Genomic DNA, 14,391 nt, shown 5'->3' with positions numbered 1-14,391 from the left:
CTGCCGCACCGTCCGTCAGCGGCGCGGTCGGCCCGGTACCGCCCGGGCGGCGCACACCGGCGGGCGCGGTGCTCGCGGCACCGTCCCCCGCTGTCGCCTCGGCCGCGGCGAGCGGCCCGTCGGGACCGAAGCCCTCCGGCAGGGGCCCGATCTGGTCGAACACCTCGACCGGTTCGCGGTCCGTCGCCGGACCGGGCAGCAGCAGCGTCGCCTGGGCGAGCGCACGCCGGACGCCGGTCGCCGAGCGGAAACGGTTCTCCGGGTCGGGGTGGAGCAGCGCCCCGAGGACGTCCCAGAGCACGTCCGGCACGCCGTCCGGCGCATCGGGTCGGCCGTCCTCGTACGCCTCGTACAGCGCCTGCGAGTCCGGCTTGGCACCGGTCAGCAGGTACAGGCCCACCAGGCCCACGGCGTACAGGTCGGCGGGGAAGTCCGGTTCCGCGCCGAGCATCTGCTCGGGCGCGAAGTAGCCCGGCGTCCCCATGACGAAGTTGGTCTCCGTCAGCCGGGGCTCACCCTTCCGCATGGAGATCCCGAAGTCCGACAGCCGCAGGCGGGGCCGCCCGGAACCGGTCGCGTCCAGCAGGATGTTGGCGGGCTTGATGTCCCGGTGGACGACGCCCTCGTCGTGGACCGCCTGGAGGCCGGAGAGCAGCTGGTCCAGCAGCGTCACCACGAACTCCGGCGGAAGCGGGCCGTAGTCGCCGATCAGATGCGACAGCGAACCACCGGAGACCAGGTCCATGGTGAACAGGACCTTGTCGTCGTCGGCGGCCCAGCTCGCCGGCGCCAGCACGTGCGGGTGGTCGATCCGGAGCGCCTGCTCCCGCACGAACCGCAGCAGGGTGTGCGCGTCGGAGTGCAGCAGCACCTTCGCCGCCACGTACCGGCGTCGCCGACGGTCCCAGGCACGCCAGACGGCGCCCACCCCGCCCCGCCCGATCGGGTCGATCAGCTCGTACCGTCCCGCGAAGACCTCGCCCATGGTGCTCTCCGCTCTCAGCCCTGGTGCTTCTCGTAGTGCTCCACCGCGTCGCGGGTCCGGGCGACCCCGTAGATCCGCAGGAACTCGGCGAGTTCGGGGTGGGTGTGGGCAAGGGCGGCGGAGGCGCTCTGGATCTCCGAGGCGTCGGCGACCGACCGCAGCAGCCCCTGGATCTCCCGGACGACGCGCTTGGTGGGGTTGGCCGGCACGCCGGTCTGGCCGGACCGCGTCGACGAGGAGTTGGGGCCCAGGACGTTGCCGCCCGCGCTCCGGCGGATCTCCTCCATGGCGGCGGTCGCCTCGGCCGCACTGACCTGCCCGCCGCGGACCTCCGTGGCGAGGTCCTGCAACGCCCGGACCCGCTGCACGACGGCCGGGTTGCCGATCTTCGCCCGCTGTCCGCTCATCAGCTGCGACAGCATCGGGGCGGAGAGCCCGAGGACGACCGCGAGACGCGCCTGGTTGAGGCCGAGATCGGTGATGAGACGGCGGAAGAGTGTGCCGAGCGGCTCGCCGTACCAGGTGGTCTGCTGCTCACGTGCGCGATCGGTGGCCTCGTGCTGCCCCGTCTCCATATCTCCTTCTCCCCTGTCGTCCCCTGGTCCCCCGGTGGGGCTTCACGTACGCGAAGTCCGCGTCATCCTACGGAGCCGAGCCGCGTCGGGCGATACCCGGTCGGAATCAGGTCGGAAGATTGGGTACCCTGGTCCTGCATGGGGCGTTAGCTCAGTTGGTAGAGCGCTGTCTTTGCATGGCAGATGTCAGGAGTTCGACTCTCCTACGCTCCACAGAGTGTCTGACTAGGCACTAAGAGGCCCGACCGGCGGTGACCGGTCGGGCCTCTTGCTTGCCAAAGTCCACAAGGAGTCCACAAGACCCCCCGAATGGCGCTCGCGGGGGGTAAGCCCGCGCGCGTAGGGTGATGGGCCACGAGGGGTGGCGACGTTCTCTCCGGCGTCCCCGGACCTACGCCCTCGCGCACCGCGGGTGACCTACGGGGAGGTAGGCCCCGCGGAACGGCCCCCCGCTGCATTCGTCAGCGGGGGGCCGTCTGTCTGCAAACGTAGACCGCCCCCGCGCCGATCCGGAGCGAGGGCGGGACGCCTTGACCGAAGCTTGGCGTCGCGGGGGACCTACGATCCCCGCCGCATCGGGTATGCCCATCGCACATGATCCAAAACTGACGCACTGCTGATGCAGACAAATGATCTTGGTGCGGCTGATGTGGGCGAGTGCCCCACGAGATCCCGCCCTGGCTGGTCGCGGCCCGCCTGGACACGGGCCGTCGCATCAGGGAAGCGCGCCTCCACCGGAACCTGTCGCAAGAGCAGCTCGCAGACCGCGTCGGGCTCGACAGGCAGACCATCAGTCGGACCGAGGTGGGGGCCACCAGCCCGCGGCTGGACGTCATCCTCCGCATCGCCCGAGCGCTCCAGGTCTCGCCACTGAGTCTCCTGCCAGCCGATCTCGACTAGCCGAGCACGCCCCTGCGCCGGGGTCGTGCCCCCGAGAGGCGGCCCGGTAGCGAGAGGCCCGTCCCCACCCTGGGGACGATCCGGTGCATGCCCGACCCCGCGACCGGCGCCACCTGCCCCCGATGCCACACCCGCCGCCTCTGGGGCGGGACGACGTGGGTGCCGCACACGGCGAGATGCGGCGAACGCCTGCGGGACGCTGGCGCTGTCCGGCAGCATGACGCCATGGACAGCGGCGACCTCGGCTACTGCCTCGGGCACGGCGGCGACGTCACCGACCTGGAGACCGGCGAGTACACGGCCGACCCCTGGTCACCGACCACCGCCACCGAGGCCATGGCCCGGGAGGGCTACACCGTGGTCGGGGACTGGCGGGACGCCCCGGCCGGTGCGGAGCACCAGTACGAGGCGGACGTCCGCCCCAGCTGACCACCCCTGGCCGTGCCGCCGATCCCCCTCCCGGCACGGCGAAGAACCCCCCGAGGCGCGATGCCTCGGGGGGTTCTCTACGTCAGGTCAGGTCCAGCCCTGGCGGCGGTGTGCTCGGTTCCGCGCCGGCCCGCCGCACGTCCTCCAGCAGGGTCCGGAGGTACGCCATCGTGAGGCGCTGCCGCTCCTCCTGCTCCTGGGCGCGCGCTTCGAGGTCGGCGATCCGCTGGGCCTGCCGGTCGCGGTCGGCCGCCAGGCGCTCGCGGTCCTCAGCCATCCACCGGGAGATCGCCTCGAACGAGGCCACCTGTCGCGCTTCCCTGGCCTCGTCCCGCGCCTTGCGCCAGTGCAGCAGCCCCACCACGCCGGCGCCCACCGTGCTGATCAGGGTGAGGAGGACGGCCCCCCACCCGGTCGACGTGCTATCCACTCAGCGCCCCTCCCCCCGGCGGGGGAGGCACGACCGAGAGCACCACCGGCCCCGGGCGCGGGGTCCACCCCGCCACGATCCACACCTTCGCCGCGGCGCCGGCCCACACTGCGGCCCCGGTCCAGGCCCGCGGGTACTCGCCGGTCGCCCAGGCCCAGCCGAAGGCGAGCGCCCACAGCAACGGGGGCAACATGGCGAACCCGAACCCGAGCGCGCGCCACCGCGGGCACGCGGCCCACGCGGACGCCGCGGCGACCACGCCGCCCGCCACCCACACCGCGCCCCACACCTGGAGCGGCGCCGCGTCCCGGAGGACGACGGCCGCCCGCATCGTGCCGACCCGCGGGTCGATGATCACGCCGATGCCGTACAGCGTCCACGTGATGCCGGTGACCAGCAGGTAGGCGCCGCGGCGACCGAGCCGCCGGCGGACGGCCGCCACGACGCCCCCGGTCACCCGGCCGCGTCCCAATCCCGCGCCGCCCGCAGGCTCCGGGGCGACGGGAGCGCGGACTCGGTCACCCCGGGCCCGTGCTGCCCGACGGGAGCCGAGACGATCGAGGTGAGGACCGACAGCACTGCGGACGACCCGACCAGCGCGAGGCCCGGGCCCCACGCCACGTCCAGCAGCCCGGTCGTCTCCAGGCCCAGTGTGGCGATTCCCGTCTGCGCCGCGGTGCGGACCGCTCTCTCGGAAGCCCCCTGCCAGAACGGCAAGTTCAGCATGGTCATGTCGGTCACCTCGGTATCTGGAGCGTGCGCCCCGGGTGGATGGTGTCGGAGGAGAGCTTGTTCGCGGCCTTGAGCTTCGCCACGGTGGTGCGGTGCTTGCTGGCGATGCCCCAGAGGGTGTCGCCGCGGCGCACGGTGTACGTGGTCACGGGGATCGTGAGCCGCTGACCTGGGTGGATGACGTCGCCGGAGAGCCGGTTCGCCGACCGCAGCTGAGCCACCGTCACCCCGTAGCGCTGCGCGATGCTCCACAGGGTCTCGCCCCTGGCGACGGTGTGCGCCCCGCCCCCGGTGGCCGGCGGGGTGGGCTTCGGCGGGGGCTTCGGCTTCTCGCCGCCGGCGGGCGCCGCGAGGAGGGCACCGACACGGGCGCGCAGGTCCCGCATCATCGCGGACGCGTTCTTCCCCGGGCCGCGCGGATCGATCTTCCCGCGCTGCCACTCGGCATGGGCCAGCACGCTGTACTGGTTCCACCCGTGCGCGCGGCAGATCGCCGCCGCCCACCGGGCGATCGCCTCCAGCTGCGCCGCGGGCCACGGATCCTTGCCGTCCCCGAGGTTGACCGCCTCCAGCCCGTAGAACCGGGAGTTCCCGTCCTGGGTGGCGACGCGCGGCGCGGGGAGGGTCTCGTCCTCGCGGATCACCGCCGCCAGGACGTCGGGGTCACCGTCCCCCGCGTGGTTGGCGCGGCCGTGACCGACCAGGTGCATGCGCCCCTGCTTGTCCGCGACCGCGTGGCACAGCGGCCCGGGAAGCCCGGCGTACCCGTCCCGGCAGATCCGGACCGACGCGTCGGTGCCGGACGTGACGGTGTGGTGGATCATCACCCCGTTCACCGGGCCCCACCCTGTGCCGCGCGTGCCGCGGTTGTGGGTGCGCCACGACCCGACCTCGATGACGTTGACGCCTTCCTCGGTCAGTGCCTTGAGCATCGCTTTCGCGGTCAGTGGTGTGGCCACGCGGCCACCTCCAGACATGACGAGGCCCCGGGGAGCACGCCCCGGGGCCGGTGGTGGATGGTGTGGGTCAGGGGTTGGTGATGCGCACGCCCGCCAGGGAGAGCCGGGTCGACGCGGTGGTTGTCGCCGCGGCAGGTAGGCCCGTCGCGAAAGTCCCGCTGGTCAGCAAGCGGATCCAGAATGAGTAGTAGCCGGTGGTGTTCCACCCGACACTGAGTCGCTGCTCGCGCGACACGCGGTGCGCAGTGCTGAAGGTGAAGATGGTGACGATCGAGTTCGTGGCGACCGAGGGGAGCTCGATCTCGCCCTCGAACTCCCACACCGGGTCGCCGCCGGGCGCGACCCGTTTCTGCATCCTCGGGGCGTTGGCGCCGTGCGGAGCGCCAACACCCGACCAGTTGCCCAACTCGGAGAGTGGCGTCCAGGGCATCACGATGCCGTTGAGCCGGTCTGCGGTGACGGCCATGCCGGGGCGCCATAGGGTCACGAGTGCCTCCTAGAGTGCGGTGATCATCGGACGGGCGAGACGCACTTGCGCCCCGGCCGGATGGGCGAGGCGGACACCGCCGACGCCGCGGGTGACGGTCACCGGCTGCGGCCCGGTGGCCTCGGGCGGGGCCATGGCGTACAGGCGGCCGTGGACGTCGGCAATCCCGCGCGGGAGGTCTACCGTCTCGACACCGCCGGCCACGGAGGTGCGGGTCCAGACCGTGATGCGGCTGGAGCCCTGCACGGCCCCGGTGTCGGCGAGGCGCTGCCACCCGGCGCCCCCGCCAGGCTCGGGCTGGGTCCCGTCCCGGTCCTCGTCCCACATGTAGAGGACGAGGAGCCGGGCGCCGGCGGGCAGCGCGATGGTGGTCATCGTCGCGGAGCCCGTGTTGCTGACGGCGAACTTGTAGTCGAGCAGGGTCGGGTACGCCATCGCGATGCTGACGGCGGCGTACCGGTCCGGAGCGCTGAACGTCGCCACCCGTGGCGGGACCGTGCCGGCGGCAACGAGCTGCACGCCGTCGGTCAAGGTGCTGTACTGCCCGGTGGACCGCCCGGCGAGGGTGGTCCCGGCCGGGAGGGTGTGCAGCCCCGGGCCGGATGCACCCCAGGTGCCCCACGCGCTGATCAGGTAGGTACCGTCCTGCGGGGCGACGAGCGCCGGGGCCGCGTGCGCGGTCGTCGGCGTCTCCACACGGGCGACGGAGGTGACGGGGGCGAACTCGGGGACTGCCGGTGGGCCGATGTGGCGGGCCGTCACCAGCTCGCCCCCGACGAGGAGATCGAGCGGCACGTCCGCGGGGTCGGACTCGGGCCCGCCGGTGACGACCCAGCGAGGGCCGGCCGTGGCGGCGACGAGCAGGGTCTCCTCCTCCCGCCCGACCGGTTCCGCAAGGATCGACCCGTCGGTGTCGACGTGGTGCGGCGCGTCCCTGTCCTCGCCCTCCTCCGGGGTGACGACCCCGACGAGGTACGGCCCGGCCGGGGAGCACGTAGCCGTCACCGAGTGGCTGTGCGGGGTGATCCGCTCGGTGAGGTGTTCCAGCAGCAGGTCCGCGTCCCCCGGGTGCTGCGGTGGGAGGCCGGTGACCACCGCCCGGGTGCCCGCAGCAGCAGACAGCCAGTCGTCCGTCCGCTGCGGCGCCATCACGAGATCGGTGGTCACCGCCGGGTAGCGGAGCCCCGGCCAGGAGCCGAGCGCGAGACGCCAGTGCGCCTGGCCCGGGAGGTCGTCGTCCGAGGCGAGGTTGATCTCCGTCGACCCGGGCCGGCGTCCCGCTGCGGCGATCGACGCCGCGTCCTCCGCTGTCTCCGAGCTGCCCTCGGGGCGGGAGACGGTGACCGCGTTCCGCAGCCGCGTGTCCTCCAGCACCGGCGCGAAGGGGTGGGCGATCTCCGAGGAGATCCGCCCGCCTTCGACCGCTCGCGCATCCAGCGGGAGCCGCACCGTCGGCGAGTAGAGGAGGTGGCGAGCGCGGTACTCCAGCCCCGGCACGGTCCGCCGCTCGCTGAGCACGCCGCCGTCCGCGGCAGCGCAGTCCTGCACGAGATCCAGGACAGTCGCCACCCGCTGCGGACCCATCCGGGGCGAGAGTACGGGGACGCCGGCAGCGGTGATCGCAGCCCCGGTCTCCCGCGCGATCCGCCGGATGCGGGTCAGCGCCCGCTCGCCCGAGTACCCGTCATCGGCCCCGACGTAGGCAGTCGATGCGGCATCCGGGAGGAGCGCGAGGTGTCCGATCTGCATCCCGGCCAGCTCGGGCCCGGGCGTCGCGGTGATGCGGGTGACCGCGCCAGCCGTGGCCGTCCCGGTCCAGCTCGGCATGAACCCCCCGCCCCCGACGCTGACCCAGTGCAGGTAGATGGTGGTGGACGCCCCGGTCTGCACCGCCCGGAGGATCATCCGCCCCCAGCCCCCGGGCCCGTCCAGCAGCCCGGGAGCGGCCGTGTTGGTGAGGATCTCGGAAGGGGCGCCCTCGTCCGGGGCCCGCCAGCCACGGAGCTGGATGGAGGTGGGCAGCAGGTACACCGCGAGGCGCGACCAGGTGCCGGTCGTGTGCGCGACCACGACCTCCTGCAAGGCGGTCGTGTCGGGCATCGTCGACCCGAGGTTGTAGAGGAACTCGATCCGCCACTGCCCCGGGGTCAGCCGCCGGGGGGTGGCAGCCCACGAGGCGCCCGCGTCCAGGGTCACCACACTGGCGGCACCCGGCGGCGGGGTGCCCTGCGAGGGGCGGACCGGCCCGCGCCACACCATCGGCCTGACCCCATCCACCGCGCTGGCGCCCTGCGTGGCCTGCGGCCCGTCCTCCAGCGGCCAGTACCCGGCAGGCTGGTCAGCAGGGATGCGTCTGCGGAGCGTCGACTGGAGCGGGGGCTGGCCGGTGCCGAGGCGCCGCAACACCCCAGCGATGGTCAGCGTGACGGTGGACTCCCCCTCGTAGCCGGAGGCCTCGTCAGCCAGGTCCCCGTGAGGCCACTCCGGGGCGATCTCAGCGATCTCCCCAGCGAGGCGCCGCTGCCAGTCGACGATCATCGCGCCGTTCCCCGCGAGCCAGGTGCGGCCGGCCGAGTCGACCCAACTCGTCGGGTAGCCCAGCGGGCGTGCCGTGAAGTCGGCGTCCGCCACCAGCTCGCCGTCGATGCCCGCCCGCACCTGGGCCCGGTACCAGCGGCCTGCCCCGCGCGCGAAGCCCAGCTGAGCAATGTCCCCGATGTCGAGCGGCGTCCCGACGGCGGGGTGGATCTGCGTGCTGCCCGGCAGGGTCACCGGCGTCCCGAGGCGCCGCCACGGGCCGGAGATTGAGCGGGCGGTGTAGAAGCTGATGGTGTGCCCACCGGCCCCGTCGGCGACATCCAGCGTCACCCGGAGCGCGCACCGCTCCCCGGAGCCGTAGGGGATGGCATCCGTGCTTGCCACCTCGGTGAAGGTGGCGGCCGTGCCGTCACGGCTCCAGCCGAGGCGCAGGCAGCCGATTTCGTCGACCAAGAGGCGCCACGACCTGCCGGTCGCTGTCAGGTAGTACCGGCCGATCAGCTCTTGGCTGGTCGCGTCATGCGCCAGGTACGTCTCCGGCGCGGGCGTCGCCCACTGCGCGGGCACCCTATCCAGTGCCACCTCCACACGGACATCGAGGTCTCCGGTGACCCGCAGCGCGGACACGTCGTCCACCCGGGCGCGCGCGCCGACCCGGTCCGGCACGAGGAGATGCCGCTCCCCGGCCCGGACCCACAGCCGCGCCGGGGTCCCGAGGCGGACGTGCGGGTAGTACGGGGATCCGGGGTGGTCCGGGGTCAGCGCCCCGTCGCGGTTGTCCAGGGTGATGGTCGCCGACGCGGGGGTCGGGTCGGTGTCGCCCTCCGGCCGCCCGACAGCGACGGACACCTCCTGGGCGCCGACGCGGGGCGTGACGTCGGTCCACGTCCAGGTGGACGGCTCGCTGTCGGGCGATGCCCCCAGCGCCAGCTCCAGCCGGATGTCGGGCACGTGCTACCTCCTACGTCAGGCGGGACAGGTCCCCGCCTAGCTCGGTACGAACGGAGTGCCGCAGGATCTCCACCAGCGCGCGGGACGCCCGAGTGCCGTCCGCGCGGATCACCAGCGGCGCCGGCGCCGCGGCCTGCCCGGTGGCGACCGTCGCGCGCACCACCGGCACGTCGGGGACCTGCACCATGGCGTCGATGCGCTTCGTCAGGTCCCGCTGGCCGCCCTCGATCCCGACTTCAACTCCGGCGGGAATCCACTGGCCGACCTCGGCCGCGAACAGCTTCGACGGACTCCCGATCCCCAGGAAGGACTTCGCGGCGTTCAGGGCGCCCCTCGCCGCGTTCCGCGCCGCGTCGGCCACGAAGCTCGCCGCGCTGGTGATGCCGCGGGCCATGCCCGAGATGATGTCGCGGCCGATCTGGGTGAAGCGCCACAGCGTCGCACGGACGCTCCGCACCGCCCCGCTGATGGCGTCGGTGATCGCCGTGCGCACCCTCGTCCATGCGGACGAGACGCTGGACCGGATCGACGACCAGGTGCGGGACAGCAGCCCCGACAGGCTCGATGCGGCCCGGGACACGGCCCCGGTGATGCTCGTCCACGCGCCCGAGATCAGCGAGGACACCCACCGCCAGGCCGCCCCGGCCGCCCCGGTCACGCTGGACCAGAGCTGGCCCAGGGTCCGCGTCAGCCACCGCCACCCGGCGGACACCGTGCCGGTGATCCACCGCCAGCCCGCGGACACCGCATCCGACACCGCCCGCCAGGCCGCGACCGCAGCCGCCGACACCCACGACCACAGCTGACCCAGCGCCGCAACCAGCCACGTCCAGGCCGCAGATGTCGCGTCGACGATCCAGCCCCAGGCAGCGGAGATCGCCGCCGCGATCTCGTCCCAGTAGACGATCGCCACCACGATGACGGCGATAATCGCCAGGATCGCGAGGATCACCAACCCGATGGGGTTCGCCCAGAGCGCGGCATTCATGATCCACTGCACCGCTGCCCACGCCAGGGTGGCCACCCGGACCACCGTCAGCGCCGCCGTCCAGGCCTTCGTCGCGAAGTTCACCAAGGTCACCGCCGCCGCGGCGGCGCCCAGCGCCAACCCCAGCCCGACGAACGCCGACGAGTTCTCGCCGACGATCGACCCCACCGTGGACAGCACCGGCAGCAGGGCCGTCCCGAGCGTCAGAGCCAGCTCGCGCCACGTCGCCTGGAGCTGCCGCCCCGGATCCTCCTCCAGTGTCGCGTTCAGGTCCGCGCTGGCCCCTGCCATGTCCTCCAGGACGGCCGTGGTCGGGTCCAGCGCGTACAAAGCTGACCCCATGTCCTCCGCTTTGGTTCCGAAGAACTCGATCGCCATGGCGTTGCGCTCGATCGGGTCCTCGATGTCCCGCAGCGCATCCAGGGTGATGCCGAGGACCTCGGTGGCGGACGAGCCGCCCTCCCCGAGCTTCGCGAACATGTCCTCGCTGGAGATCCCGAGGTCCTCCCAGGCTTCGGCCATGTCTTCGCTGCCCGCGACGGCCTCGATGCTGAATTCCTTCAGCGTGTCGGCGACGACATCCACGTCGCGCGCACCCGCCTGGACGCCCTGCGACATCAGCGCCATGGCCTGCTCGCCGGTCAACCCGAGATTCCTGAACTGAGTCGAGTACTCACCGATGGTCGGCAGCACGTCGTCCCGGAGCCCTGCCGGGATCTGCTGCATCGTCGCGGCGATGAGGTCGAAGCCCTGCTCCGCGTCTGAGACGAGGCCGGTCTTGATGAGCTGCCCCACCGCGTGGGTCGACTCCGTCACGTCCAGCTCGAAGGCGTCGGCAAGGCCCATGGCCGACTTGGTCATGCTGCTCAGCTCGGCGTCGGTGAAGTCCCCGAGGTCGCCGATTGAGGTGATGACGGCGCCGACGGCCTGCGTCGCATCGCCCATCGACTCGCCCCACCCAGAGGTGAAGAGGTCGCCGGCCGTGTCGCCGACCCGGGCGGCCTCTGCCTCGGTCATCCCGAGCTGGGCCGTGATCTGGCTGGTGGCACCGGAGATGTCCATGGCGGCCTGCATGCCGAGGGCGAGCCCGCCGGCCGCGACCGCCCCGGCCGCCATCCCGACGCCGCCCATGTCCCACGCGGGCTCAGGCGGGGAGCTGGACGACTCCCGCTCGAACTCCTTGTTGAACTCGCGGGACGCCTCGCTCGCAGCAGCCCGGGCGGCAGACGATGCCGCCCGGGACAGCTCCGACTCGATGCTGCTCGCGAAGCCCGAGAAGGAGGGGACGATCGCGACCCACGCTGTGCCTACCTGCGGTCCGGACGCCACCGCCCCACCCCTCTCCTACACGCTGGCGGCGGGCCGGGGCCGCTGCCGCTCCAGCAGCCGCCGACCCCGGGTCTCCAGCTCTGCCTTCGCCTCGCCCCGGAGGGCCTCGGTCTTGTTCGGCCGCTTGATCGGCTTCGGCGCCGAACTCGCCTGGCTGGCCTTCTTCGACCGCTGCCAGTTCGCCACCGACAGCGCATCGACCGACCCGGCGAGCAGCTCGATGTCGATCGGCCAGGCCCCGCCCTCAGCGCACCGTGCCCACGCGTAGGCGCTCGCCGACGTCGGCGGCTGAGCGGCGAGGATGCGGCGCAGGCGACCCCACGTCAGACGCGGGGTGCCCACGTCCGTGATGTCCACGCCGATCCGCAGGAGGTCGTACTCGATCTCCCCGTAGTACCTCTCCAGGAGCTCTACGAGGCCGAGGATTCCCCCAGGTCAGCGCCCTGCGCCTCCTTGTACTCCTGGAGGAGGAGGTTGATGTCGTCGGTCCGCCCGCCGGCCGCGACGAAGCGGTCGAAGGCGTCGCTGCCCATCAGAGCGCGGATGAAGGGCTCGTCGCCCTCAGACCGGGAGGAGAGCGCCTTGCGCTTCACCTCGTCCGGCCAGAAACCGGGCATCGGGATGCTGAAGGGCTTCCCGCCGGCGGTGATGGTGAGCTTGTCGCCGCCCTTGCGGTCGGCAGCACGCTGCCGCAGCTCGTCCAGGCTGTACGTCGTCTTCTTGCTCATGCGCGGTCTCTCCTGGTGCGCGCGGTCTGGACATGGGAAGGGGCGCCCCGGACCGCGCATGGCGGGGCGCCCCTGTCTGTGGGTGGGTCAGGCCACGGTCGGCCGGTCGGCCGTCGGGCGGCGCGTCGCAGACGCCTTCGCCAGCACCATGGCCTCGGGGCCCTCGCCGCCGGTGGGCTGCACCATCCCGGCCGCGTTCGTGACCTCGATCAGCGTCACGGGCCCCGTGTAGTCGCCGACGGTCATGACGTGCGGGCGGGCGAGGAGCGTCAGCTCGTACATGGTCAGCTCCCCAGCGGTGAAGCTGGTGTCCCCCATCTCGTCGACGACGAGGCGGGGGACGAAGATGCGCTTCCAGGTGTCGCCGTCGCTCAGGTCGAGGACGCCGGAGCGGACGTCCTCACCGCGCTGCGGCGTGACCACCGTGGTGGTGAGACCGGCGGCGGTCGTCATCGGCGACGACGGGTACCTGAGCTGCTGCACCACCCAGTTGTCCTCCAGGGCCTGGACCTGGAAGGTGTGGTCGTCCTCCGTCACTGCGGTGCGGACGAGGGTGTGGCCCTGCCAAGCGCGGAAGCGTTCCACCGTGCGGCTCCGGCCCTGCGTAGGGCCGTCCTCGCTGAGCCACCCCAGTTCGTACCAACCCTCCCCGGGCGGGGAGAAGGTGTTCTCCTCGTACATCGGTCCCGGTAGCGGGGGCACGGGCTGGCCCGGGAGGGTCACCCACAGCCCCGAGTCGGCGCCGTACCAGGCGCGGGCGTTCGCGGTCTCCTTCGCCATGTGGCGTCCTCTCTCTACGTCGGGACGGCGGCGCCGCGGACCGACAGGGTGATGGTCATGAGCGCGCGCGGTACGTCCGCGGGCGCGTCGGGGATGAGCGTCGGGCCGGTGGACACGTCGACCTGCCGCACCTCGCTGCGGTGCCGGCCGATAGCGGCGAGGTGGGCGCGGGCTTCCTCGGCGAGCTCGGTGGCGCGGGCGTCGCTGCCGGCCCACACCTGCACGTCCAGCCGCGCGTCGTCCACCAGCGCGTTGCGCTGGCTCCCGCCGATCCGCCGCAGCAGCACCATCTCCGGCAGCCGTGGGCGCGGCACCGCCGTGCCCACGTGCACCCCGGGGAGGAGCGGACGGAGGTAGTCGACGGCCAGCCGCGCGGCGTCCGGGAACCGGTGGGCCGGCCCCGTCACCGCGCGGCGTCCAATGCGCGGCGGATGAACGCGTACTTCGCTTCGGCGGCCAACACCCCCGGGTGCAGGGCGATGACGTTCGCCCGGGCGCGGTCCTTGCCCTTGGTCGACTCGGTGGTGACCTGGATCGTCCCGGTGTGCATCGTCGGGGCGGTGGCCCGCGCGGCTGCGGCGACCTGCCGGGCCCGCCGCTCCAGGTCCGCCTTCACGCGGTCGGAGCGGGCGATCTGCCGGATGCCGCCCCGCGGCACCTCGATACGGATCTTCGCCACGTCGTCAGCCCTCCATCCTGGTCAGGGTCATCACGGTGTGATCTATCGCCCCGGTCGGCGACCGGTGCCGGCCGATCTCGCCGGAGATCACCCAGGTCTCGCCGTCCCACTCGATGCGGTCCGTGGCCAGCACGTCCGCGTCCAGCGGCCCGTAGGCCCGCCGGGAGCGATCCAGCCCGTCCCGCGGCAGGGTCTCCGCGGTGTCGACGTCGACGCCGGGCATCGGCTGTACCCGCCACTCCCCGGGGAGTTCGGCGCGGACGGCGTTCGGCCAGTCCCGCGTCGGGTTGCCGTAGGCGTCAGCCACGACATCGGCTCTCACGCGGGTGAGGCGGTCGCGGTGCCACCACGCCGCCCCGATCGCGCTCACGCCGAATCCCCGAGGTTCAGCCGGTGGTGCTCCACCGCCGCGGTCCACTGGCTCGTGGCGCCGGTGACGACGCTGGAGTTGTACGACAGCGACTCGCTGCCGGTGGTGATCTGCTGGATCGCCGGGTCCGCCCGGTACAGCACCCGCGCGAGGTCAACGACCGCTTCGGCGACGTCGTCCGGCGCGGTCTCGTGGCCGTGGGTGTAGGTGACGGTGATCCGGGACCACTCCGGCCAGCACCCGCCGGGCCGCTGGAGCAGGCCCGCCGCGTACCGCACACGCCAGCCCGTGGCCGGGTCGCCGTCGACGAGGACCTGGCCGACGGCGACGACCGGCGCGGCCGGGAGTTGGAGCACGTCGCCCCCGGACCCGTCCAGGTCGATCGTGGACGTGGCCCGGGTGACGGGGTGCCGCACCTGGCCGCGGAACCGCCGGGTCGCCGCGGCCAGCGCGGCGAGGAGGCGGGGGTCGTCCGCTCCTATGCCGAGCAGCGGCGCCAGGTCGGCCGGAGCGGCCAGGTACGGCTCCATC

18 protein-coding genes and 1 tRNA gene are annotated in these 14,391 nt (G+C 73.0%); 3 read left to right on the top strand and 16 right to left on the bottom strand.

Annotation, left to right across the window (positions count from 1 at the left end; all coding sequences use genetic code 11):
* Together HCN52_RS04630 and HCN52_RS04625 are read right to left on the bottom strand one after the other, a co-directional pair.
* Positions 1–985, bottom strand: a 985-nt coding sequence (locus tag HCN52_RS04630) for a serine/threonine-protein kinase (RefSeq protein WP_168087071.1), incomplete at its 3' end; no start/stop codon positions are given.
* Between the two features lie 14 nt (positions 986–999).
* Complete coding sequence (locus HCN52_RS04625; protein WP_168087070.1) at positions 1,000–1,560, bottom strand: helix-turn-helix domain-containing protein; 561 nt, start codon at positions 1,558–1,560, stop codon at positions 1,000–1,002.
* Between the two features lie 140 nt (positions 1,561–1,700).
* On the opposite strand from HCN52_RS04625, the gene HCN52_RS04620 reads away from it, so the two are divergent.
* The 3 genes from HCN52_RS04620 (at position 1,701) to HCN52_RS04610 (ending at position 2,889) form a co-directional block, all read left to right on the top strand.
* Positions 1,701–1,773, top strand: a tRNA-Ala gene (locus HCN52_RS04620).
* 444 nt (positions 1,774–2,217) lie between these two features.
* A complete protein-coding gene (locus tag HCN52_RS04615) occupies positions 2,218–2,460 on the top strand; it encodes a helix-turn-helix transcriptional regulator (RefSeq protein WP_168087069.1) in 243 nt (80 codons plus the stop codon).
* 225 nt (positions 2,461–2,685) lie between these two features.
* Complete coding sequence (locus HCN52_RS04610) at positions 2,686–2,889, top strand: hypothetical protein (RefSeq protein WP_168087068.1); 204 nt, start codon at positions 2,686–2,688, stop codon at positions 2,887–2,889.
* 82 nt (positions 2,890–2,971) lie between these two features.
* On the opposite strand, the gene HCN52_RS04605 is transcribed toward HCN52_RS04610, so the two are convergent.
* The 14 genes from HCN52_RS04605 to HCN52_RS04540 all read right to left on the bottom strand — a co-directional run bounded on the left by HCN52_RS04605 (position 2,972) and on the right by HCN52_RS04540 (position 14,390).
* On the bottom strand, positions 2,972–3,319 hold the full coding sequence (locus HCN52_RS04605) for a hypothetical protein (protein WP_168087067.1): 348 nt from the start codon (positions 3,317–3,319) through the stop codon (positions 2,972–2,974).
* Positions 3,312–3,776, bottom strand: a complete 465-nt coding sequence (locus HCN52_RS04600; RefSeq protein WP_168087066.1) for a hypothetical protein — start codon at positions 3,774–3,776, stop codon at positions 3,312–3,314. Before HCN52_RS04600 ends, HCN52_RS04605 begins: the two co-directional genes overlap by 8 nt.
* Positions 3,773–4,051, bottom strand: a complete 279-nt coding sequence (locus HCN52_RS04595) for a holin (RefSeq protein ID WP_168087065.1) — start codon at positions 4,049–4,051, stop codon at positions 3,773–3,775. The genes HCN52_RS04600 and HCN52_RS04595 overlap by 4 nt, the downstream gene beginning before the upstream one ends.
* A 5-nt stretch (positions 4,052–4,056) precedes the next feature.
* Positions 4,057–5,010, bottom strand: a complete 954-nt coding sequence (locus tag HCN52_RS04590) for a peptidoglycan recognition protein family protein (RefSeq protein WP_168087064.1) — start codon at positions 5,008–5,010, stop codon at positions 4,057–4,059.
* Between the two features lie 67 nt (positions 5,011–5,077).
* Positions 5,078–5,497: a hypothetical protein gene (locus HCN52_RS04585; RefSeq protein WP_168087063.1), complete on the bottom strand. Its 420-nt coding sequence runs from the start codon at positions 5,495–5,497 to the stop codon at positions 5,078–5,080.
* 9 nt (positions 5,498–5,506) lie between these two features.
* Entirely contained in the window at positions 5,507–8,986 is a 3,480-nt protein-coding gene (locus tag HCN52_RS04580) for a hypothetical protein (protein ID WP_168087062.1), read from the bottom strand.
* Positions 8,987–8,996: 10 nt separating this feature from the next.
* Positions 8,997–11,105 carry a phage tail tape measure protein gene (locus tag HCN52_RS04575; protein ID WP_168087061.1) on the bottom strand — a complete coding sequence of 703 codons (2,109 nt, stop codon included), beginning with the start codon at positions 11,103–11,105 and terminating at the stop codon, positions 8,997–8,999.
* 213 nt (positions 11,106–11,318) lie between these two features.
* A complete protein-coding gene (locus HCN52_RS04570; RefSeq protein ID WP_168087060.1) occupies positions 11,319–11,660 on the bottom strand; it encodes a hypothetical protein in 342 nt (113 codons plus the stop codon).
* 53 nt (positions 11,661–11,713) lie between these two features.
* A complete protein-coding gene (locus tag HCN52_RS04565) occupies positions 11,714–12,031 on the bottom strand; it encodes a hypothetical protein (protein ID WP_168087059.1) in 318 nt (105 codons plus the stop codon).
* 87 nt (positions 12,032–12,118) lie between these two features.
* Positions 12,119–12,811 carry a phage tail tube protein gene (locus tag HCN52_RS04560; protein WP_168087058.1) on the bottom strand — a complete coding sequence of 231 codons (693 nt, stop codon included), beginning with the start codon at positions 12,809–12,811 and terminating at the stop codon, positions 12,119–12,121.
* Between the two features lie 14 nt (positions 12,812–12,825).
* A complete protein-coding gene (locus tag HCN52_RS04555) occupies positions 12,826–13,218 on the bottom strand; it encodes a phage tail termination protein (protein WP_168087057.1) in 393 nt (130 codons plus the stop codon).
* Positions 13,215–13,490 (bottom strand): hypothetical protein, encoded by a 276-nt coding sequence (locus HCN52_RS04550; RefSeq protein ID WP_168087056.1) that lies wholly within the window; start codon positions 13,488–13,490, stop codon positions 13,215–13,217. The genes HCN52_RS04555 and HCN52_RS04550 overlap by 4 nt, the downstream gene beginning before the upstream one ends.
* 4 nt (positions 13,491–13,494) lie before the next feature.
* Positions 13,495–13,860, bottom strand: a complete 366-nt coding sequence (locus HCN52_RS04545; protein ID WP_168087055.1) for a hypothetical protein — start codon at positions 13,858–13,860, stop codon at positions 13,495–13,497.
* Positions 13,857–14,390 (bottom strand): head-tail connector protein, encoded by a 534-nt coding sequence (locus tag HCN52_RS04540; protein ID WP_168087054.1) that lies wholly within the window; start codon positions 14,388–14,390, stop codon positions 13,857–13,859. The genes HCN52_RS04545 and HCN52_RS04540 overlap by 4 nt, the downstream gene beginning before the upstream one ends.
* Position 14,391: the final 1 nt, after the last annotated feature.

The organism is Streptomyces bohaiensis (assembly GCF_012033785.1).
Lineage (GTDB): Bacteria > Actinomycetota > Actinomycetes > Streptomycetales > Streptomycetaceae > Streptomyces > Streptomyces bohaiensis.
Note: the sequence above shows the minus strand (reverse complement) of the source record. Positions and strands in the feature narration are given on the sequence as shown.